Below are 20,773 nucleotides of genomic sequence, written 5' to 3'. Positions count from 1 at the left end.
GATATCCATTAAAAATACGGGTCGATAATGGGCCAGAATTTACAGGAAAAACCTTTATAAACTGGGCTAAATCACATGATATAACCATTGATTATATCCAGCCCGGTAGCCCTTATCAAAATGGCTTTATTGAACGATTTAATCGTACCTATCGTACTGAAGTACTCGATTTATATCTTTTTAACAACTTAGCACAAGCTAGGAAAATAACCGAAGAATGGCTAACGATTTATAACACCGAAAGACCGCATGAGGCATTAAATAACATGACACCGATTGAGTATAAAACACTAAAACAAGCAGCTTAATTTTCTACGTGAGTTGTGTACTAAGTTTGGGGTATTTACAACTATACCCCAAAGTCGCAAAAATCTTATCAGCAATAGCAGAACCGGATTTTGATTTTTTAAATGCAGAAGAGAATAAATAAGTTGGTAAAATAAATAATAATCCCATAGCAGCCATAAGAAGTAGCGAAAAATTATTTTTAGAAAAGGCCATTACTACAAAATAAAAGAAAGTAAATGCCCCCAATCCTCCAGCACCAATAAGGAAAATACGCGGTAAAATAGGTATATTTAGTTTTGAATTGCCAGCTTCTGTTCCCTCTGTTGCATAAGGATGTAACCATAAAAGCTTATCGGCAGGACGGCGTAATGCATAAGCAAAATAGGATCCTCCAGCTAGTGGATCAACAACCGCCTCCACGTAGTCTCCCTCATTAAAAAAGGTTCGACAAAATACGCCTTCAATCACCTTATCACCTAATTTACAGCAAAAATACTGCTCAATATCGGCTGTATCGTAATCAATGTTTTGAATTTTTGCTGCATTTATTTTCATACTATTAGCCATAGAAACTAAATCTAAATGCCCTATTGTTCGTAAATTGACATCAGGGCATCCAGCTAGTTTGCGAGCATTAAGATAACTTTCTTGTGTGTCATAGACTTCCAGATCGGTGATATAACCAGTAATAATTTGGTAATAATGGCTATCGCCTATATTCTGTTCCATATTTTTTATTCCTTATATTTATCTATTGAATTATTTGTTATTTTTTGTTTCGTTCATCAATGACTTTAACCCAATTAGGTAAAGTTGGCGTTCTACAGTAGTAATCTGTTAATGCTTTAAATTCTTTGAATTTTTCAAAGTCAGGGGTCTGTGGATCGTTAAATATTTCAGGATCATTGATTCGATACAATTTTTTAAAGCGTTCCTTTTCTTTTTCAGAATCATATTTCCACGGTTTTTCATACCCAAAACAGGCATAAATTTGATTAGAAATAAAAGAGTATCCTCCTCCACCTATCAAAAAAACAACAATAATTGCAATGATCCACCCCAAAAAACAGTATTTAAATATGTTAAAAATATAATTTAATGAACAACCGTTAAATAGTTCAATAATTAACAAAATAAGCAGGAAAACAACGGCAAATATCGTCATCAAAATAAAAATAACTTTTAAAAGTGCGAACGTTGTTAAACCAATATTTTTCGGAAAAATTATCGAATGTTGTTTGGGAATTCGTACGGCATAAGGCTGGTAAACATCATTTTTTTGCGGCTTAACAAGCATTTCAACATAATCGCCCTCATTAAAACCAATCGTGTTAAGCCTTCCCTCTACTTTTTTATTGCCGATCTGGCAACAAAAGCGTTGCCCCCTTAAAGGCGGGCGACAAGAAATAAAAAAGCAAATCAATGCGATAATTGAACAAAACATTGCATAAAAATCTTTTTCTATTCGATCCGTCACCGTCAGCTTAGTGTCAGTTTGTTGCGGATTTTTATCTACTTGTAAACAGCTTACAGTTCCTTTTAATAAGTAAAAGTCATTCTTCATTAACTCTATATCTCATTGAATTCCATAAGTAAAATTCCAAATAATTTTATATTATGATTAAACTATTAGCCACATTAAAAATTAATTCATTTAATATCTAACTTAAAATAAGTTACTTAATTTCGAATATTTATTCAAAATTATCAATTAAAAACAAAGTGTTGAATTAATTAAATTGATCCACTTTTCCTATTCAATCAGTTTAAGTATATAATAGTCGCCTTGCTGATAAAATAGTCAAATGGAGGTTGTAATGATCACCCATATTAGCCCATTAGGATCAATGGATCTACTTGCTCAGGCAGAAGTCGATATTCTGAAAAAATCTGCCAATAGCGAACTTTATAAATTATATAGAAATTGTTCGTTAGCAACACTAAATGCAGGTAGTAAAACCGATAATACGAAAGATCTATTAGATAGATTCCAGTCTTTCGAAATTAATGTGATTAGTAAAGAGCGAGGTGTCAAGTTGGAGTTGGTTAATGCTCCAGAAAGCGCTTTTGTTGATGGTCGAATTATTCGTTCAATTCAAGCTAATTTGTTTGCAGTGTTACGCGATATCCTTTTTTTGAATAGTCAAATCAGTGCAGTTAAAGAGCTTATTTCCGATTTCAAATTTGAAAGGGATCATTCGTTTTATATTACAAACCTTGTTTTTTCTATTTTACGCAATGCCAATGCGCTCCATGTGGGTGAAGAGCCAAATTTGGTTGTCTGCTGGGGTGGACATTCGATTAACGAAAATGAATACTATTATGCCCGTCAAGTAGGTATGCAACTTGGTTTGCGTGAACTTAATATTTGTACTGGTTGTGGTCCAGGTGTTATGGAAGCACCAATGAAAGGAGCTGCCGTTGGTCATGCGCAACAGCGTTATAAAGAAAGCCGTTTTATTGGTATGACCGAACCGTCAATTATTGCAGCAGAACCGCCTAATGCATTAGTCAATGAATTGATTATTATGCCCGATATCGAAAAACGCCTTGAAGCGTTTGTGCGAATGGCTCATGGCATTATTATCTTCCCTGGTGGACCAGGCACCGCTGAAGAGTTGCTTTATATTCTGGGTATTTTATTAAACCCTGCAAATAAACACCAAACCCTACCTCTTATTCTGACTGGACCTAAAGAATGCGAAGATTATTTTGCTTCAATAGATAATTTTATTCGTAGCACATTAGGCGATGAGGCCACTAAACTTTATCAAATTATTATCGATTCACCTGAACAAGTAGCTCGTATTATGAAAGAGGGTGTTAAGCATGTTAAAGCTTCACGCTTAAAAACAGGTGATGCTTATGGGTTTAATTGGCTATTAAAAATTGATGAATCATTACAACATACTTTCGAACCTACTCACGCTAATATGGCTTCATTAAATCTTCATCGTGAGCAACCTGTCGAGCTGTTAGCCGCTGATTTGCGTCGTGCGTTTTCTGGTATTGTTGCAGGAAATGTTAAAGAATTTGGTATGAAGCAAATTGCCGAAAATGGTCGATACAAATTACAAGGTGATATTGAAATTATGCAGCAACTTGATAATTTATTGCGTAGTTTTGTTAAACAAAACCGAATGAAATTACCAGGAGGAAGCGCTTATCAACCTTGTTATGAAATTTGTTATTAAACAATAATATTAACCCATTTAATAAAATTGAATCCAACTTTAATCCGCCGATAATCTTATTGGCGGATTAATTTTAACTATTACTATTTTATATGGTTTTTAAAAATCACCTAAAATATCTAGTGCTTCTGACACTTTTTTAACTGCAAAAATTTGCATATTTTCGGGCTTCTTCTTCGGCATATTGGCAATAGGTACAATTGCTTTTTTAAAACCATGTTTAGCCGCTTCAGAGATACGTTCTTGTCCACTTGGTACTGGTCGAATTTCGCCACCAAGACCAATTTCACCAAAAATAACGATATCTTGTGGCAACGGACGATTGCGAAAACTTGATACAAGTGCTGCAATCAATGCTAAATCCGCACTTGTTTCGGTAACTTTTACACCACCAACAACATTAACAAAAATATCTTGATCGGCCATTTGCAATCCCCCATGCCTATGCAATACTGCAAGCAATAATGCAAGCCGATTTTGATCTAATCCTACAGTCACACGTCTTGGATTACCATACATCGAGTGATCGACTAGCGCTTGGATTTCGACCAGTAATGGGCGAGTACCTTCCCACAATACCATTACCGAACTACCCGGTAGCATTTCATCTCCACGGCTTAAAAAGATTGCTGATGGGTTGCTAACCTCTTTTAAACCTTGTTCAGTCATAGCAAACACACCCAGCTCATTTACTGCTCCAAAACGGTTTTTATGGCTTCGCAGTGTTCTAAAACGTGAGTCGGCATCGCCATCCAATAAAATTGAACAGTCAATACAGTGCTCAAGTACTTTTGGGCCAGCAAGAGAGCCATCTTTAGTAACATGCCCAACCATAATAATGGCAATGCCTTTTGTTTTAGCAAAACGTGTTAAATAAGCAGCTGTTTCTCGAACCTGAGCGACACTACCAGGCGAAGATTGGATATCAGTAAGGTGCATCACTTGGATAGAGTCAATCACCATTAATTTAGGCTGGGACTGCTCAGCCAATAAACAGATTTGCTCAATACTGGTTTCGGACAACATATTAATATTATCCGCAGGTAACCCTAATCGATGGGCACGCATTGCAACTTGTTGGAGTGATTCTTCACCAGTAACATAAAGTGTATTCATTTGTGATGAGAGCTTACTCATGGTTTGCAGTAATAACGTACTTTTACCTGCTCCGGGATTCCCTCCTATGAGAATAGCACTACCTGGTACAACACCACCACCAAGCACACGATCAAATTCTGAAAAACCGGTTGAAAATCTTGGCAGTGCCTCTAAACTGATTTCGGACAATTTTTGAATTTTGGCTTGCCCAATCCCGCTACCTGCATAACCCGTTAATCTGTCGTTACGTGAAGAGGTGCTTGCAAGCCTAACTTCGGTAATGGTGTTCCAAGCATGGCATGAGCTACATTGCCCTTGCCAACGTGGGTAATCTGCTCCACAATCATTACAAACATAAGCACGTTTTACTGCTTTTGCCAATTTAATCTCCTAACCTTCACTTAATAAACTAGTGGATAAAATACACCATAAACCCGTTAAATCAGCATAATTAATACTAATTCGTGCTTTTTCGACAACTTTAGGTTTACCATGATAAGCAACACCTAGACCAGCAATACGAATCATCATCAAATCATTGGCTCCATCACCAATTGCGACAGTTTGTTCAATGGGAATTTCCAACGATGCTGCTAGTTGTTGTAATGTCCTTGCTTTATATTTTGCATCAACAATTTGACCAGAAACTTTACCAGTTAATTTACCATGTTTGATTTCTAATTCATTAGCATAAACGTCAACTAATTTTAACTTTTGCTTTAAATGATCAGCAAAATAGGTAAAACCGCCTGAGGCAATAGCAACATGCCAATTTTTTTTATGCAGTTCTTTTACTAAATAAGTAAGCCCAGGAGTAAGTGGTAAATTATCTTTAACTTGATCTAAAATAGCTTGATGTGCGCCTTTTAAGGTTGCCACACGTTTTCGCAAACTCGTGGCAAAATCAAGTTCACCTCGCATCGCTTGTTCAGTTACCGCTGCAACTTGCTGCCCTACACCATGCAATTTGGCCAGTTCATCAATACATTCAATGCCAATCGCTGTCGAATCCATGTCCATAACAAGTAACCCCGGGGAGCGTAGCGTGGGTAAATTATCGATTGGGGCAACATCAATACCTAATGCTAATGAAATTGATTTGGCTTTTTTAGGTATCACCCCAGCAATACGAACAATCTGATAAGTTTTGATTTTCCATGATGAAACAATCACCATTGGCATAGCAAGTTGATCTTGGAATTTTGATAAGACTGTTTTATTTAACTTTTTACCATAAATAATCCAGCCTGTTTTACCTGCATTATAATCTAAAGGAACCACTTCACAGCCATTTAATGACAGCGGTAAACCTTGCCAATGTTGGATATTTTCAGGTAAATCATTGTAGGTGAGAGTATAAGCCATATCTGAACATCTTTATAAGATAAAATAACTCCAAAATTTATCACAACTACTAAAGATTGTCCAAATCAGGATTGTGTGATTTTTTTAGTTTTTTATACTCAAACACATAGTAACCGGAAAGTTTTTAATAAAAGTAAAAAGTCAAATTATACTTTCTTTAATACTGCATAAAAGAAACCATCACCACCATTTTCAGTAGGTAAAAATTGTTTAAGTTCACCTTGTAATTTGGCGCTGGTGTTTTCTTGTAAAAAACGCTCAATTTGTAATTTATTTTCGTCTGGTAGGATTGAACAAGTGGCATAAACCAAAGTACCATCAGTTTTTAAATAAGCCCAGATTTTAGTTAAAATGGCGTATTGTAATTCAGTCAACTGCATGATGTCACTATCTCGGCGTAACCATTTTATATCTGGATGACGGCGAATAACGCCTGTTGCAGAGCAAGGTGCATCAAGTAAAATACGATCAAATTGTTGCCCTTCACACCATCGTTCTGGGGTTAATCCATCACCAACTTTAACTTCGGCATGTAATTTTAATCGAGTTAAATTTTCGTGAATGCGCTTCACTCGGCTAGGCTCAATATCCACCGCTAAAACTTGTGCTTTTGGAGCAACTTCTAAAATATGTGTGGTTTTACCACCAGGTGCTGCGCACATATCCAAAATGAGCTCGCCATTTTTCGGTGCTAACAAATAAGCGGCATATTGCGCAGACAGATCTTGTACCGTGACAGCACCCCCATCAAAACAAGGTAATTTATTTACATTGACAGGCGACAATAATCGCAGAGCACTAGGTAACTCTGGAAAGCTATCAGACTCAATTTGTTGTTCAGCAAGTAATTGTTGGTAATCACTTACTGAATATTGGTTAAGATTAACTCGCAACCACATTGGTGGTTTTTGATTATTAGCATGAACAATAGCTTGCCACTGCTCTGGATAGGCTTGCTTAAGGCGTGTTAACAACCAACTTGGGTGTAATGTTTTCTGGTTTTGTTGCTTGCTGTCTTGCGTAAATTTTTGTTGTAATGATGTATGTTGGCGCAAAAACTCACGCAACACACCATTTACAACCCCTTTAAGCTGTGTTTTTTTGAGAGTATTGACCGCATTAACTGTCTCACCGACTGCCGCATGTGCTGGGATACGGGTATAAAGAATCTGATAAATACCCACTAACAATAGGTCATGTAAAATTCTATTTTTACCCGTTAACACTTTACTCATCAAAGTATGAATATAAAAATTGAGTTCAGGTAATACTCGCATCACACCAAAACAAATTTCTTGTACTAACGCCTTATCTTTATCGGCTATTTTGTGGTTTAAAGTTGTCAATGTAGCGCTTAATGACTGTCCTTCTTCTAGCACATTAAAAATAGCTTGCGCACAAATAGCTCTAATATTTTGGGATGATTTTTTATTCATAATGAATAACGACCTTAATTCATTTAATTGGATTAACTTATAAAATTAACGATCCAACCCAACCAGCAATAAATAATGGAATATTAAAATGGGTAAATGTTGGGATAACGCTATCGCGAATATGGTCATGTTGTCCATCATGATTTAGCCCTGCTGAGGTCGCTAAAATAGTATCTGATGGCGGCGATCCCGCATCACCAATCGCACCTGATGCACCAATTAAGCATACGGTGGCAATTGGTGAAAAACCGAGTTGTACACAAAGTGGGACATATACTGCAGCAATGATAGGGACTGTCGAAAATGAAGATCCAATACCTAATGTAATAACCAGCCCAATTAGCATCATCACAAAAGCTGCAATCACTTTATTACCAGCAAATAATGCTGCACTGTTGATAACCAAAGGTTCTATTTCATGAGTCTGTTTTAACACTTCGGCAAAACCTTGTGCTGAAATCATTACAAACCCGATCATAGCCATCATTTTGATGCCGTCCGTAAAAACGCCATCAGCTTCGCCCCATTTAATCGAACCTGACACAATAAAGCAAATAAAACCAATTAAGGCACCTAAAATCATTGAACCAGTATAAAGTTGAACAGTAAAAGATAGAACAATCGCCAATAATGAAACAATAAGAGAACGCTTATTCACATCTTTTAAAGCATCTTGATTTGCCTCTCCACGAATAATTTTATATTCTCTAGGCTTACGATAACTAACAAAAATAGCCCATAATAGACCAGCAAACATGCCTAATGCAGGAATTGCCATTGCATGCATTACATTTACATGGCTAACATCCATTCCTGATGCGGTAATATTTTTTAATAAAATTTGATTTAAAAAGATATTCCCAAATCCTACTGGTAAAAACATATAAGGCGTAATTAATCCAAATGTCATAATACAAGCAATCATTCTTCTATCAAGCTGTAAGCGGGACATTACGTATAAAAGCGGTGGAATTAAAAGCGGAATAAAAGCAATATGAATAGGAATAACATTTTGCGATGAAATACTTACTAACCCAATAATAACAATCAAAATCCACTTGATACGTTTTTTTGCGTCGCTTGATGTAAGTTGCTTAATAGCTTTATCAGCCAATAATTCGGGTAAGCCAGATTTCGATATTGCCACTGCAAACGCACCTAACATAGCATAAGAAAGCGCAATATTAGCTCCATTGCTGATCCCAGTATTAAATGCATCAATGGTTTCTTTTAACGATAAATGACTAAATAGCCCACCAACAAATGCGCCAATTATTAAGCTAATAACGACATGAACACGGCAAAGAGATAAAATTAACATACAAATTACCGCAACTACAACCGCATTTATTGAAGAAAACAAATCAAGCACTGTATTCATAAAAATAGATTCTTAGTTAAGACGAAAACTTATTATTCTAGGTGATAGATGTTGAAAGTGCAATCGATAGTGTATACTCACTCTTTCATCTATATATAAATATATATAAAATTAAAAATATTCTAATAAAGAATTCTAAAAATACCCCCTTACTAATCAGTAGGGCTATTATGGAGAGTTGCTAATGAGAAATAACATCGACGGACATTTTCTATTGATTGGTTTAATGGCTTACCCTATTCGCCATAGCTTATCCCCTCAAATGCAAAATACCATTTATTCTAAACTAAAGGTGCCTTATGTTTATTTAGCATTTGAAGTTGACCAAAAAAAACTCCCTGACGCAATTAAAGGAATTCGAGCATTAGGATTACGTGGCAGTGCCGTGTCTATGCCCAACAAGCAACTAGTCTGCCAATACCTTGATAAGTTAACACCTGCTGTGGAAATGAGTGGTGCGTGTAATACTATTTCAAACGATAATGGTGTTTTAACAGGCTATAACACAGATGGAATGGGCTACATGCGTATGCTAAAAGAAGCCAACATTAATGTGATAGGCAAAAAAATAACCATTCTAGGCGCTGGAGGGGCTGCAACGGCCATTGTTGTACAAGCTGCTCTTGATGGCGTAAAAGAGATCACTGTCTTTAATCAAAAGGATGAGTGCTATACAAAAATAGAAGCTATTGCGAAAAAATTAAATCAAAATACTCAATGTTATGTACGCGTTATCGATCTGGCCGATAAAGATCAACTACGCAAAGAAATTTCAGATAGTGTCGTACTTTGCAATGCAACAGGTGTCGGAATGAAACCGTTAGAAGGAAAAAGCTTAATTACAGATCCAACAATGTTAACCCCCGATCTTGTTGTTACAGATTGTATTTATAGTCCGCGTAAAACAAAACTACTTGAAATAGCTGAGCAACAAGGTTGTAAAATATTAAATGGTATTGGCATGATGTTATGGCAAGGTGCAGCTCAAATAAAAATTTGGACAGGCGAAGATGCCCCTATTGAATATGTGAAAGAGCAAATGGGTTTTAATGATTAATAAATAATTTCTTATGCTAATGACTGCATGCTACTGTTTTATTTAATACAAAATTAAAACCAGATAAAATTATGGTCTATTAACGGAATTTTTAGCTAACAGGATACAAAATGAAAACACTTACCATCAAAAAACTTGAAATCGGTTCAGGCGCACCCAAAATTATTGTGCCAATTATCGGTAAAACTGAAGCAGAATTAATTGGTGAAGTACAGTTTTTACAATCAATTGATTTTGACGTTTTAGAGTGGCGTGTTGATCACTTTATCCATGTTGATAATCTTAATACTGTAAAGTTAGTCGCTAAAAAAATAGCAGATTTACTACCAAATAAACCTATTTTATTCACTTTTAGAACCGCAAACGAAGGTGGAGCTAAGCCATGGCCATTAACATCTTATGTCCAATTGAATAAAGAAATGGCTTGTAGTGGGCTTATCGATCTGATTGATGTTGAGATGTTTATTGGTGATGACTATGTAAAAGATATTATCGATGTCGCACACAAACATCAGGTATTTGTTGTGGTATCAAATCATGATTTTGAAAAAACGCCATCTAAGAGCGATATTGTCTATCGACTAAAAAAAATGCAAGAACTTGGCGCAGACATTCCCAAAATTGCTGTTATGCCCAACACCGAGGATGATGTATTAACTTTGTTGGCTGCCACCACAGAAATGGACAAAAAACACTCAACTACGCCGATTATTACCATGTCAATGGCTGGACTTGGAACTGTTAGTCGTATTGCTGGTTCGACATTTGGTTCAGCAATGACTTTTGGAGCGGCTAAAAATCCATCGGCACCAGGTCAATTAGATGTTAAACAATTACGATATATTTTAGATGCATTATACCAAAGTCGTAGTTAATTCAACTGAAACTATTTTATTAATCAATTAGCTAAAGAAGAAAAAACAGAGAGATCCATTTAGTTGATATCAATAAACCTTTATATTAGACTTGGATATTGTTATATAAGTTGTTTTTATCAGCTAATTACATGGACTAAAGATTGTGCAAATTTACTAACAGATAAGCAGTAAGAAGTATATACTGCATTAACTATTAAATGCTTTTGCAGACTAAAAACAAAACTGCTTTAAATTTTTAATCTAAACATTTATTTCTCAGTTTGGTTAGAAAGTGCAGAGTCTAAGTTAGTTAAATGGATAATTAATAAAAACGTATGAGGTTTATTTTTTTATGTTTTCTTGGTGGACTAAAGTTTATTTTTTTCTAATCCAAATTTTGGTGAAGCTTTTTGTTAAAAGCAAGCCAATTCCTACCGATCCAATAACAGAATTAGACCTCGATACCAACAAGCCAATTTTATACGTACTTCCTTATAACTCTCAAATCGATTTGATGGTGGTTCGATCTCTTTGTTTGCAATATAGTTTACCTGATCCATTAGTTGGCATAGATATTAATGGTAAAGTTATTCCAGCTTATATCTATATTGATAAAGGACCTGGTATTTTTGCATCCAATCAACAAAAAAGTAAAGCGATTGAAATTTTAAGGGATTATATTTCTGCACATCAACAAAATCATGATCTTGATATTCAGATGCTACCTATTTCGGTCATGTTTGGTCGCCGCCCTGATAAAGAAGGAGAAAAAAAACTTTCACTGCAAGTACTTGGTGCACCCAGTAAATTATTAAAAATAATGACATCAGGCAGAGACTGTTATACACGCTTTTCTCGTACTGTTTCGTTTAAAGATATTCATGTCGATAAACAAGATCTTTCAGTGTTAGCACATAAATTGGCTCGCGTTGCGCGTATTCATTTTGCAAAGCAAAGGATAGCTTCTGTCGGCCCCAAACTGCCCATTCGCCAAGAAATGCTTAATAAATTATTAAATAATCCTGGACTGTCAGAAGCAATACAAGAAGAGGCTAAAAGCAAAAATATTGATATTGATAAAGCGAAAAAAAATGCTTTAGCAATGCTAAACGAAATTGCCGCAAATTTTTCTTATCGTATGTTAAGAATAACTGATTTTGTTCTCACTTGGGCATGGAATAGGCTCTATCAAGGTCTTAAAGTGACAAACGCAGATCCAGTTCGTGAGCTTGCGCAAAACGGACACGAAATTGTGTATGCTCCTTGTCATCGTAGTCATATGGATTACCTTTTATTATCCTATGTGCTTTATCGACAAGGTTTAGTTCCTCCTCATATTGCTGCTGGCATTAATTTAAACTTTTGGCCAGCAGGTCCTATTTTTAGGCGATTAGGTGCATTTTTTATTCGCCGCTCATTTAGAGGAAATAAGCTCTATACTGCCGTTTTTCGTGAATATTTGGCTGAACTATTTATCCGTGGTTATTCTGTTGAGTATTTTATTGAAGGTGGACGCTCACGCACAGGCCGGTTACTCGATCCTAAAACAGGCATGTTGATGATGACAATCCAAACATTATTGCGTGGTGATGCACGCCCAATTACTGTTGTTCCTGTTTATATTGGTTATGAACATGTTTTAGAAGTTGCAACTTATGCCAATGAACTCCGTGGTGCAAAAAAAGAAAAAGAGAGTTTAGGACGCACAATTAAAGCATTTTTCAAATTAAAAAAATTAGGGTTTGGCTATGTTAATTTTGGCCAACCTATACCTTTGAATCAATTTTTAAACCAACAAGTTCCTGATTGGCGAAATGAAATAGAACCAACTGGTACACAGCGCCCTAGTTGGTTAACACCAACAACCAATTTACTTGCTAAACAAATTATGGAGCATATTAACTCTTCAGCTGCAATTAATGCGATGAACTTATGCTGTTCAATATTATTGGCCGCAGACCAACGCGCACTAACCAAAGTAAGGTTACTGGAACATATCGATTATTTTTTAAAATTATTAAAAAATATTCCTTATTCAGATTTGATAACTATTCCAGATCAAACACCTGAAGAATTATTTGAACACGCCAAACAAATGGGTAAATTCATTATTACTACCGATGAAGTTGGTGAAATGGTTGGACTTACAACTGAACAAGCAGTATTAATGACCTATTACCGAAATAATATTCAGCATTTACTGATTATTCCTGCAATCGTAGCTAGAATTGTGCTCAAATATAACCAAATATCATCTGGCGAAATATTAGAACAAGTAAGACGGTTTTTCCCTTTAATAAAATCAGAACTATTCCTTTATCATAATGATGAACAGCTAACTGTATATGTACAACAAATCATAGCAACTTATGCCAAATTGAATTTAATTAGCGACTCGACAGATAAATTGACAGTAAATTCTTTAAAAATTTCGGGATTACAATTAATTGCTTCATCTTCTAAAGATACTTTACAACGTTATGCTATTGCGTTTTCTTTATTGCAAAAAGATCCAACTATTAGCCGTGCAAAACTAGAAAAAGAAGGCCAATTAATAGCCGAACGATTATCTATTTTACACGGCATCAATGCCCCCGAGTTCTTTGACAAAGGCGTATTTTCTACACTCGTTGCATCGTTACGTGAACAAGGCTATCTAGATGATCACGGTGACGAAAACATCCCAAAAATCGAAAAAATGAACGAAATCCTTAAACCACTTATTACCACAAGGGTTATGCAGACCATTGACGAAATTAATCCTTTAACCAAACAATAAAATAACAAAACTATTTAGTTCAGCTTGCTCAATTATTGAAATGAGCAAGCTTATGTTTATAAATGAGTTCTATAATATAGATACAAAATAAAAATAAACTGTTTTAAAAACAATCATTTTGGCTAAAATTTGACACATATCAAATTTTCATTATTCTTCCTCTGTTTTCCCTTTATTTTCATTTAATTAAAGATTATCATTACAATTAGTAAGGATGTAAATGCTTCCAATATAATAAATTAAAACGTAATGTCAGCTTTCTAAGGAGTCCATATGCTATTTAACCGTAGGCAGTTCTTTAAGATCTGTGCTGGTGGTATGGCTGGAACAACGGTAGCTACGCTTGGTTTTTCTCCAAATGTAGCGCTTGCTCAAACTCGCCAATATAAATTATTGAAATCAAAAGAAACTCGAAATAATTGTACTTACTGCTCTGTTGGCTGTGGTATGTTGCTATATAGCCGTGGCGATGGGGCTAAAAATGCCGAATCGTCTATTTTCCATGTAGAAGGAGATCCCGATCATCCTGTTAGTCGAGGCTCTCTTTGCCCTAAAGGTGCAGGTGTTCTGGATTATGTAAAAAGTGAACAACGAGTTAAATATCCTGAATATCGTGCCCCTGGTTCAGATAAATGGCAACAAATAAGTTGGGATGAAGCCATTGATCGTATTGCTCGTTTAATGAAAGCTGATCGAGATAAAAATTTTGTTGAAAAAAATGCGGAAGGCACAACAGTCAATCGCTGGACAACAACAGGCTGGCTTGTTACCTCAGCAGCTAGTAATGAAACAGGTTGGTTAGCGTTCAAAGTTGCTCGCGCATTAGGTATGTTAAGCCTTGAAACCCAAGCTAGAGTTTGTCATGGTCCTTCTGTATCTAGCTTAGCGGCTACTTTTGGTCGCGGCGCCATGACTAACAACTGGAATGATATCAAAAATGCTAATGTTGTTATCGTAATGGGGGGAAATGCAGCTGAAGCTCATCCGGTTGGTTTTAAATGGGCTATAGAAGCAAAAATTAATAATGGTGCTGAACTAATTGCCATTGACCCTCGTTTTCATCGAACAGCCTCAGTGGCTGATTTGTATGTACCTATTCGCTCAGGTTCTGATATTGCTTTTCTACTTGGTATTATCAATTATCTTATTAGCAATAACGAAGTTAATTTTGACTACTTAGTTACTCATAGTAATGCAAGCCTAATTGTTCGTGATGATTTTAATTTTGATGAAGCTACAGGGCTATTTAGTGGTTATGAAGCTGATACCAAACAGTATGATCTGACAAGTTGGGCATATCAAAAGGATGACAACGGGTATGCTCTTCGGGATAAAACGTTAAGTCATCCCCGTTGTGTATGGAATCTATTAAAACAGCATGTCAAACGTTATACACCCGAAATGGTAAATAAAATAACGGGAAGTCCTATTGAAGGTTTTTTGCATGTTTGCCGCTCACTTGCTAGCACTAAAGCTAACAATAGAGCAGCCACATTTTTATATGCATTAGGTTGGACTCAGCATACTTATGGATCACAAATTATCCGTACTGCTGCCATGATTCAGCTTATTTTAGGCAATATTGGCGTAATGGGCGGAGGTATTAACGCACTACGTGGACATTCAAATATTCAAGGCTTAACTGATGTTGGTTTATTATCAAATCGTCTGCCTGCTTATCTTGATTTACCAAAAGATTCTCAAGTTTCACTTACTCAGTACCTAGATGAAAAAACACCAAAACCACTTGGTCCAAGCGAAGTGAATTTTTGGGGGAATTATCCAAAATTCTTTGTCAGCTTTATGAAATCAATGTACGGTGATAAATCGACTAAAGATAACGATTGGGGATTTGATTGGTTACCTAAATGGGATAAAACCTACGATGTTTTAAGATTTAGCAAAATGATGCGTGATGGTCAAGCCAATGGCTTTATTTGTCAGGGCTTTAACCCACTTGCTGCACTTCCCGATAAAAATAGTATTCGCGAAGGTTTGTCTAACTTAAAATTCTTGGTGAGCATTGATCCAATGCCAACAGAAACAGCTGAGTTTTGGAAAAACCATGGCGAATCTAATGATGTAGATTCTAGCAAAATTCAAACCGAAGTCTTTAGATTGCCATCAAACTGTTTTGCAGAAGAAAACGGTACAATAGTTAACTCATCTCGCTGGCTACAATGGCACTGGGCAGCAGCAAGACCGCCTTATGAAGCTTTATATGATCCTGAAATTATTGCGCGTATCTTTTTGAGAATAAAAGAGCTGTATGCTGAAGAAGGTGGTGCTTATTACGAGCCAATTGAAAACTTAGTTTGGGATTATAAGGAGCCAGAAGGCCCAGCGGCTGAGGAATTAGCCAAAGATTATAATGGACGAGCACTTGCTGATATAACCGACGAAAATGGCAATGTTATTCTTAAAAAAGGTCAATTACTAAGTGGTTTTTCACAATTAAAAGCAGATGGTACAACCTCATCGGGTATTTGGATATTCTGTGGTTGTTGGACAGAACAAGGTAACCAAATGGCAAGGCGTGATCCAAGCGATCCATCTGGTAAAGGTGTTCATGCTGGTTGGGCATGGTCGTGGCCGATGAATCGACGAGTACTTTATAACCGAGCTTCAACAGATGAAAATGGTAAACCATGGGATCCTAAACGAGTTTTAGTAAAATGGAATGGCTCAAGTTGGGTAGGCAATGATGTACCTGATTTTACAGCAACATTACCACCAAGTAGTGGGGCAGGTGCTTTTATCATGAATAATGATGGTTTAGGTGGGTTATTTTGTTTAAATCGGTTAGTCGATGGGCCATTCCCAGAGCACTATGAACCGTTTGAAACACCTATTAGTAATAATCCATTGCATCCAAATCAAGTCAGCAGCCCTGTAGCTCGCGCATTTAAAGAAGATTTGGCTCGCTTAGGGAATGCTAGCGAATTTCCTTATGTTGGTACCACTTATAGTATCACTGAACATTTCCATTTTTGGACGCAACATGCAAGGCTAGCTTCAATTACTCAACCTGAGCAATTTGTTGAGTTAAGTGAAAATCTTGCCCTCAAAAAAGGAATCAAATTAGGTGATACGGTTAAAATCACTTCACATCGAGGTTATATTAAAGCTAAAGCAGTTGTGACTAAACGTCTTCCAACTTTAACAGTTGATGGTAAAGAGATCGAAACTATTGGAATCCCAATAGTATGGGGATTCACAGGTCAGACAAAGAAAGGTTTTTTGGTTAATGAATTGACGCCACATTTAGGTGATGCAAATTCACAAACACCAGAATATAAATCATTCTTAGTCAATATCGAAAAAGTTACTACAGCGGCATAAGATGGGAGGATAAATTATGTCATTACAAACTCAAGATATTATACGCCGCTCAGCAACCAATTCTTTAACTCCAGCGCCACGAGCTAGGGACTATCAACAAGAAGTTGCAAAACTTATTGATGTAACCACCTGTATAGGTTGTAAAGCATGTCAGGTTGCTTGTAGCGAATGGAATGACCTTCGAGCTGAAGTTGGCAATACTGTTGGTGTTTATGATAATCCTGCCGATTTAGAGCCAAAAGCATGGACTGTAATGCGGTATTCAGAAGTCGAGATAAATGAAAAATTTGAATGGTTAATTCGTAAAGATGGCTGTATGCACTGTTCTGATCCTGGTTGTTTGAAAGCATGCCCATCAGAAGGTGCTATCATTCAATATGCTAATGGTATTGTTGATTTTCAATCGGAACACTGTATTGGTTGTGGCTACTGTGTAGCAGGTTGTCCGTTCAATATTCCACGAATTAGTAAAGAAGATAATCACTCCTATAAATGTACATTATGTGTCGATCGCGTTGCTGTGGGTCAAGAACCCGCCTGCGTTAAAACTTGTCCTACTGGCGCTATACACTTTGGTACTAAACAAGATATGATTCGCCATGCTAAACACAGAATTGTAGATTTGAAAAAACGTGGTTTTGAACATGCTGGTCTTTATGACCCGCAAGGAGTCGGGGGAACACATGTTATGTATGTTCTTCATCATGCAGATCAGCCAGAATTGTATCACGGCTTACCAAAAAACCCTAAAATTAGTGAAATTGTTAGATTTTGGAAGGGTATTTGGAAACCGTTATCTGCAGCTGCATTTGTGGCAACTTTTGGCGGTTTGCTGTTCCATTACATGGGTGTTGGTGCAATTGAAGTTGATGAAGAAGACATTGAAGAAGAAAAAGAAGCAGATAAACAAGCTCGAAAGCGTTTAGGTTTGCCTGTTTTAGAACAGAAAATTGACTCTAATTCATCACAACAGGAGAATCATCATGGATAAGAAAAGCATGATATTAAGAACACCACTTATTGTTCGCTTCTGTCATTGGTGTATGGTCTGTCTGTTTATCTTGACTGCACTATCTGGCTTATCTTTATTTTTTCCATCTATAAAACTGTTTGGATTATTTCTTGGTACGCCACAATTAGTAAGAGCATTGCATCCATTTTTAGGGTGCATTGTTTTTGTTTTACTCATGTTTATGTTTATAAAACTCGCTCACCATAATATTCCAAATAAAAATGATCTTTTATGGATTAAAAACTTTAAACATGTCATTTTGGGCAAAGAAAGAGGCATTCCAATAGGCAAATATAATGTAGGACAAAAGTTTTTATTTTGGTGCATTATGGGGTTAATTTTAGTTTTATTTGTTACAGGTCTCATCATGTGGCGCCGTTATTTTGCGGATAATTTTTCTGTTCTAGTTGTCCGTATTGCGATATTTCTTCATTCTCTTGCTGCAATTGGCTTAATTCTGCTTGCAATTGGTCATGCTTATATGGCAATTTGGGTTAAAGGTTCCATTAAAGGGATGATAACTGGCTATGTTTCGCGTGCTTGGGCACAAAAAAATCATTCAACTTGGTATGAAGAAGAAATGGAAAAGATCTATCAAAATGAACTAAAGTTAAAGGCTAAATCTGAAGAAGAATCTACAGATATTAAGCATAAACCAGCATAGTAACTTGCCTGCATCTATAATGGTATTTTCCGCTGATAGTAACTATCAGCGGTGACATTTTAATAGTAAAAATAAAAAGCAGTGATGAATAAAATCACAATTAATGAGCATTTATAATGAGTATAAAAATTATCCCCCAAGAACAACTTGAACAACAAGCCATAAACTCAGTTATTAGACAAATCCCGTTACTATTTTATCCATCACCTAAAACACTTTATACTCATCGAGCAGAACGTTTAAAAACTCTTGCAAACAATAATCCAATTAGTGATTATTTGAATTTTTGTGCAATTATAGCTGAACAACAAGCCAATTTAGTTAAACATAAGCCTATAGATATTGATGTATCGTGTTTATTAAATAGCGAATATCCTCCACTTAGTTTAGATAATTTACCTCTTAAAGATACTTGGCAAGATTACTTTACTTCATTACTCGACTCATTTTCTGATACCACGCAGCAAATCGCTATAGTCATTGAACAGCTTAAAAAAAATGGCGCTTTAGAATTACAAAATAAAGCATTACATTTGCTTAAAGGAGACTTTGATAAAGTTGATGGTAATGAAGCAATATTTATTTGGTCATCATTATCTGTTTATTATTGCCAACTGGCTAGTCAAATTAAAAGTAAAGCTATCGCAGAAAATACAGATAAACTCTGGTTATGTCCAGTTTGTAATAGTATGCCTACTGCTAGTATTATTCAATTAGGCGGTAACAACGGATTACGCTATTTACATTGTAGTTTATGTGAAAGTGAATGGTATGTACCTAGAATTAAATGTACCTGTTGCGATAATATGAAGGACATACAATACCTCTCCTTAGAAAAAGAACTCGCTGCAATTAAAACCGAGTGTTGTGATGCTTGCCATAGCTATTTAAAAATATTTGATCAAGATAAAGATCCTCATATTGAAGTCATCGCGGATGATATTGCTTCGCTGATATTAGATATCAAAACCGAAGAAGAAGGGTTTGCTAAAAGTGGGATAAATCCTTTTATATTTGCTCAGTAAAAAACAAAGATACTGATAATATAGTTTTATAGGCATTATATCGAATATGAAATAATTCATTCAAAGCTCATTAATTATTTAACTATTTTACAATAACGATTATTTTGTAACATGATCATCAAATAAATAAAATACAGCTTCACATTTTTGATTAATAAAGCTAGAATCAAACTATTGTACTAGTTTGCGAGTTTAATTCATGAAACGTTTTATTTTATTAGTAACAATATTATTGCTTACACCTTTTTTAAGTTTTGCAGATACAATTAAAAATGTGGCCATTACGGCAATTGTTGAACATCCTTCATTAGATCAAATCCGCGATGGTATTAAAGATGAATTAGCAGACAGCGGCTATACGTTAAACAAAAATTTAACTGTCCAATACAAAAGTGCACAAGGAAGTAGTGCTACTGCAGCTCAAATTGCAAGGCAATTTGTAGCAGCAAAACCTGATGTTATTGTGGCAATTGCGACACCAAGTGCACAGGCAACAGCTGCAGCGACCAAACAAATTCCTATTGTATTTGCTGGAATTACCGATCCTATCGCCGCTAAATTAATTAAAGATTGGCAACCTGCTGGCACAAACATTACTGGTGTATCAGATTATCAAGAAATTGGTCCACAAATCGAATTTATGAAAAAAATTGTACCTAATGTTAAATCAGTAGGATATATTTATAGTCCAAGTGAAATTAATTCAACCGTGGTATTAAAAAATCTACAAAATCTTTTATCTCAACAAAATATTAATTTTATTGCGGTACCTGCTCAACGAACTGCTGATATTTCAACTGCTGCCAATACATTAAAAGGTAAAGTAGACTTAATTTACACGACAACCGATAACAATGTTGTTTCAGCCTATGAGTCATTAGTCAAATTTGCAAATGAAAATAAAATTCCTCTTTTAGCATCGTTCCCTGATGCGATTGAACGAGGAGCCGTTGCTGCATACGGCATGAGCTACTATGATGTAGGACGCCAATCAGGTAAGCTTGTTGTGCGCATATTAAAAGGTGAAAAACCAGGAAGTATAACTCCAGAAATAGGGCAAGCATTACGCCTTGTTGTTAATAGTGATGCAGCTAAAAAACAAGGGGTTGCTTTGCCTCCTGAGGTAATTCAATCTGCAGACAAAATCATAGGAAAATAATTAAGCCCTACTTCACTAAAATTAATTAACAATTTTGCTCACTTAGTAGTTAGGTGAGCAAAAAATATAACCTACAGTAATCCAATAACTGGATTAACATCAATTAATCAAGTTTA

General features: G+C 35.8%; 16 protein-coding genes. 10 read left to right on the top strand and 6 right to left on the bottom strand.

The features are described 5' to 3' along the window. Window positions 1–308, top strand: a 308-nt coding sequence (locus tag A9G31_RS05920) for an integrase core domain-containing protein (RefSeq protein ID WP_141671333.1), incomplete at its 5' end; no start/stop codon positions are given. 4 nt (window positions 309–312) lie between these two features. Here A9G31_RS05920 and A9G31_RS05915 read toward each other — a convergent pair. Both A9G31_RS05915 and A9G31_RS05910 read right to left on the bottom strand, forming a co-directional pair. Next, complete coding sequence (locus tag A9G31_RS05915; RefSeq protein WP_065560871.1) at window positions 313–1,017, bottom strand: hypothetical protein; 705 nt, start codon at window positions 1,015–1,017, stop codon at window positions 313–315. 37 nt (window positions 1,018–1,054) lie between these two features. Continuing rightward, window positions 1,055–1,852: a hypothetical protein gene (locus A9G31_RS05910; RefSeq protein WP_065560870.1), complete on the bottom strand. Its 798-nt coding sequence runs from the start codon at window positions 1,850–1,852 to the stop codon at window positions 1,055–1,057. A gap of 253 nt (window positions 1,853–2,105) precedes the next feature. Between A9G31_RS05910 and ppnN the strand changes: the two genes are divergently transcribed. After that, the gene (ppnN, locus tag A9G31_RS05905; protein ID WP_034913512.1) at window positions 2,106–3,482 is read left to right on the top strand and encodes a nucleotide 5'-monophosphate nucleosidase PpnN; all 1,377 of its coding nucleotides are present in this window, start codon (window positions 2,106–2,108) and stop codon (window positions 3,480–3,482) included. Between the two features lie 99 nt (window positions 3,483–3,581). On the opposite strand, the gene radA is transcribed toward ppnN, so the two are convergent. The 4 genes from radA to A9G31_RS05885 form a co-directional block, all read right to left on the bottom strand. Further along, window positions 3,582–4,961, bottom strand: coding sequence for a DNA repair protein RadA (radA, locus tag A9G31_RS05900; RefSeq protein WP_065560869.1), 1,380 nt, complete (start codon window positions 4,959–4,961; stop codon window positions 3,582–3,584). 9 nt (window positions 4,962–4,970) lie between these two features. Then, entirely contained in the window at window positions 4,971–5,945 is a 975-nt protein-coding gene (gene serB / locus A9G31_RS05895) for a phosphoserine phosphatase (protein WP_065560868.1), read from the bottom strand. Between the two features lie 146 nt (window positions 5,946–6,091). Further along, on the bottom strand, window positions 6,092–7,381 hold the full coding sequence (gene rsmB, locus A9G31_RS05890) for a 16S rRNA (cytosine(967)-C(5))-methyltransferase RsmB (RefSeq protein ID WP_065560867.1): 1,290 nt from the start codon (window positions 7,379–7,381) through the stop codon (window positions 6,092–6,094). Window positions 7,382–7,418: 37 nt separating this feature from the next. Beyond that, entirely contained in the window at window positions 7,419–8,762 is a 1,344-nt protein-coding gene (locus A9G31_RS05885) for a Na+/H+ antiporter family protein (protein WP_065560866.1), read from the bottom strand. 184 nt (window positions 8,763–8,946) lie between these two features. Between A9G31_RS05885 and A9G31_RS05880 the strand changes: the two genes are divergently transcribed. The 8 genes from A9G31_RS05880 (at window position 8,947) to A9G31_RS05845 (ending at window position 20,657) form a co-directional block, all read left to right on the top strand. Next, on the top strand, window positions 8,947–9,819 hold the full coding sequence (locus tag A9G31_RS05880; RefSeq protein WP_065560865.1) for a shikimate dehydrogenase: 873 nt from the start codon (window positions 8,947–8,949) through the stop codon (window positions 9,817–9,819). A gap of 110 nt (window positions 9,820–9,929) precedes the next feature. Further along, the gene (gene aroD, locus A9G31_RS05875) at window positions 9,930–10,694 is read left to right on the top strand and encodes a type I 3-dehydroquinate dehydratase (protein WP_065560864.1); all 765 of its coding nucleotides are present in this window, start codon (window positions 9,930–9,932) and stop codon (window positions 10,692–10,694) included. 334 nt (window positions 10,695–11,028) lie between these two features. Further along, the gene (plsB, locus tag A9G31_RS05870; protein ID WP_065560863.1) at window positions 11,029–13,455 is read left to right on the top strand and encodes a glycerol-3-phosphate 1-O-acyltransferase PlsB; all 2,427 of its coding nucleotides are present in this window, start codon (window positions 11,029–11,031) and stop codon (window positions 13,453–13,455) included. 273 nt (window positions 13,456–13,728) lie between these two features. Next, window positions 13,729–16,797 (top strand): formate dehydrogenase-N subunit alpha, encoded by a 3,069-nt coding sequence (gene fdnG / locus A9G31_RS05865; RefSeq protein WP_081299362.1) that lies wholly within the window; start codon window positions 13,729–13,731, stop codon window positions 16,795–16,797. 16 nt (window positions 16,798–16,813) lie between these two features. Further along, window positions 16,814–17,788, top strand: coding sequence for a formate dehydrogenase subunit beta (gene fdxH, locus A9G31_RS05860; protein WP_065560862.1), 975 nt, complete (start codon window positions 16,814–16,816; stop codon window positions 17,786–17,788). Then, entirely contained in the window at window positions 17,781–18,473 is a 693-nt protein-coding gene (locus A9G31_RS05855) for a formate dehydrogenase subunit gamma (RefSeq protein WP_065560861.1), read from the top strand. Before fdxH ends, A9G31_RS05855 begins: the two co-directional genes overlap by 8 nt. Window positions 18,474–18,589: 116 nt before the next feature. After that, a complete protein-coding gene (gene fdhE / locus A9G31_RS05850; RefSeq protein WP_065560860.1) occupies window positions 18,590–19,498 on the top strand; it encodes a formate dehydrogenase accessory protein FdhE in 909 nt (302 codons plus the stop codon). Window positions 19,499–19,697: 199 nt separating this feature from the next. Continuing rightward, on the top strand, window positions 19,698–20,657 hold the full coding sequence (locus A9G31_RS05845; protein ID WP_065560859.1) for an ABC transporter substrate-binding protein: 960 nt from the start codon (window positions 19,698–19,700) through the stop codon (window positions 20,655–20,657). Window positions 20,658–20,773: the final 116 nt, after the last annotated feature.

Origin of the sequence: Gilliamella sp. Gris1-4 (assembly GCF_001690335.1) — a bacterium.
Lineage (GTDB): Bacteria > Pseudomonadota > Gammaproteobacteria > Enterobacterales > Orbaceae > Gilliamella > Gilliamella apicola_P.
Note: the sequence above shows the minus strand (reverse complement) of the source record. Positions and strands in the feature narration are given on the sequence as shown.

Excerpts from the sequence above, each read along its gene's own strand:
- aroD (WP_065560864.1), top strand. The coding sequence starts at position 9,930 with ATGAAAACACTTACCATCAAAAAACTTGAAATCGGTTCAGGCGCACCC.
- serB (WP_065560868.1), bottom strand. The coding sequence starts at position 5,945 with ATGGCTTATACTCTCACCTACAATGATTTACCTGAAAATATCCAACAT.
- A9G31_RS05915 (WP_065560871.1), bottom strand. The coding sequence starts at position 1,017 with ATGGAACAGAATATAGGCGATAGCCATTATTACCAAATTATTACTGGT.
- A9G31_RS05855 (WP_065560861.1), top strand. The coding sequence starts at position 17,781 with ATGGATAAGAAAAGCATGATATTAAGAACACCACTTATTGTTCGCTTC.
- fdxH (WP_065560862.1), top strand. The coding sequence starts at position 16,814 with ATGTCATTACAAACTCAAGATATTATACGCCGCTCAGCAACCAATTCT.
- A9G31_RS05910 (WP_065560870.1), bottom strand. The coding sequence starts at position 1,852 with ATGAAGAATGACTTTTACTTATTAAAAGGAACTGTAAGCTGTTTACAA.
- A9G31_RS05880 (WP_065560865.1), top strand. The coding sequence starts at position 8,947 with ATGAGAAATAACATCGACGGACATTTTCTATTGATTGGTTTAATGGCT.
- fdhE (WP_065560860.1), top strand. The coding sequence starts at position 18,590 with ATGAGTATAAAAATTATCCCCCAAGAACAACTTGAACAACAAGCCATA.
- plsB (WP_065560863.1), top strand. The coding sequence starts at position 11,029 with ATGTTTTCTTGGTGGACTAAAGTTTATTTTTTTCTAATCCAAATTTTG.
- fdnG (WP_081299362.1), top strand. The coding sequence starts at position 13,729 with ATGCTATTTAACCGTAGGCAGTTCTTTAAGATCTGTGCTGGTGGTATG.
- A9G31_RS05885 (WP_065560866.1), bottom strand. The coding sequence starts at position 8,762 with ATGAATACAGTGCTTGATTTGTTTTCTTCAATAAATGCGGTTGTAGTT.
- ppnN (WP_034913512.1), top strand. The coding sequence starts at position 2,106 with ATGATCACCCATATTAGCCCATTAGGATCAATGGATCTACTTGCTCAG.
- A9G31_RS05845 (WP_065560859.1), top strand. The coding sequence starts at position 19,698 with ATGAAACGTTTTATTTTATTAGTAACAATATTATTGCTTACACCTTTT.
- rsmB (WP_065560867.1), bottom strand. The coding sequence starts at position 7,381 with ATGAATAAAAAATCATCCCAAAATATTAGAGCTATTTGTGCGCAAGCT.